Genomic DNA, 1,387 nt, shown 5'->3' with positions numbered 1-1,387 from the left:
TAGCAGGCTGTTGATTTAGCCAGATCCGAGCAACGGCGAGGCTTTCCCGGACGTTATAATACGATCTGCATTACCACTCCAATTGTTCCGATGCGCGGCACCGACCATAAACAAAGCCCCCTGTTCAGCTACGTCAATCTCGAGGATCGAATTCCCCGAGATCACCCGCTGCGTCGCGTGAAAGTGCTCGCCGATCTGGTTTTGCGTTCGATGTCTGCGCATTTCGATGCGCTCTATGCCGAAGGCGGACGCCCCTCGATTGCGCCGGAACGATTGCTGCGGGCCTCGCTGCTGCAATGTCTGTTTTCGATCCGCTCGGAACGGGCGCTGGTCGAACATATCGACTTCAACATGATGTACCGCTGGTTCGTCGGGCTGACGCTGGACGAGGCGATCTGGGATCACTCGACGTTCTCGGCCAACCGCGAGCGCCTGCTCAAGGAGAGCGTGATGCGCGAGTTCTTCGGCGGCGTTGTGGCGATTGCCGAATGGGCCGAGCTGGTGTCCGATGAGCATTTCAGCGTCGACGGCTCGTTGCTGCGGGCGTGGGCCTCGCACAAGAGCATGGCCGCGCGCGACGGCTCGGATGAGCCACCCGGACCCGGTCAGGGGCGCAACCCCGAGGTCGATTTCCGGGGCAAGAAACGCTCGAACGCAACGCACGTTTCGCGCACCGACCCTGATTCGCGGCTCGCGAGCAAGGGCGGCGGTATGGCGTTTCTGAGCTACACCACGCACGCCCTGGCCGAGAACCGGCACGGGCTGATCGTCGATGTGCACACGACCGCAGCGACCGGGACCGCCGAACGTGAGGCCGCGCTGGTGATGGTCAAGCGCAGCATCAAGCCGGCGAGCGGGGGCCGCAAACCCACCGTGGCTGCAGATCGAGGTTACGACACCGCCGACTTCGTGGACGCCCTGACGGCACTGGGGATTGCCCCGCACGTGGCGGCCAAGAGCCAAAGCAGCGCCGTGCCCGAGCACGTCAAGACCACCGAAGGCTACCGGGTCAGTCTGCGTCGTCGAAAGATGATCGAGGAAGCCTTTGGCTGGGTGAAGGATATCGGCACGCTGCGCCGACTGATGGCGCGCGGCCTGGACAAGATTCGCGCGCATGCGCTGCTCAATTTCGCCGCGTACAACCTGACGCGATTGGGCAATTTGCTGGCGCCGTAATTCGTTGGCGCTCGCGCGCCATTCGAAGTGCGGCATGGGATCCGAAACGATGTCTTTGCAGCGACGGGAGCGCTGCTGAATTGCGGTAGCGGAATCGGCTCGAAAGACGGCAGGAAAGCGCTTCATGCCAAACCACGCCGGGGTTCTTCAGAGTCGATTTTTTCCAGCCAAGCTGGAAGCCGAAGGTGATGACGCAATTTTCAACACCCTG

2 protein-coding genes are annotated in these 1,387 nt (G+C 62.1%); one reads left to right on the top strand and one right to left on the bottom strand.

Going from position 1 to position 1,387, the window contains the following annotated elements; genetic code table 11:
• Positions 1 to 90 precede the first annotated feature (90 nt).
• Positions 91 to 1,176, top strand: a complete 1,086-nt coding sequence (locus MXC99_RS00370; protein ID WP_247723664.1) for an IS5 family transposase — start codon at positions 91 to 93, stop codon at positions 1,174 to 1,176.
• Here the strand turns inward: MXC99_RS00370 and MXC99_RS00365 are convergent.
• The coding region (locus MXC99_RS00365) for a hypothetical protein (RefSeq protein WP_247723663.1) at positions 1,124 to 1,387 on the bottom strand (264 nt) is incomplete at its 5' end. The two genes, MXC99_RS00370 and MXC99_RS00365, sit on opposite strands and share 53 nt — an antisense overlap.

This window comes from Thauera aromatica (assembly GCF_023093595.1).
GTDB lineage: Bacteria > Pseudomonadota > Gammaproteobacteria > Burkholderiales > Rhodocyclaceae > Thauera > Thauera aromatica_A.
This window is presented reverse-complemented; position numbering and strand designations above follow the sequence as displayed.

Coding starts and splice junctions, on each gene's coding strand:
- MXC99_RS00370 (WP_247723664.1), top strand. CDS start 91: ATGCGCGGCACCGACCATAAACAAAGCCCCCTGTTCAGCTACGTCAAT.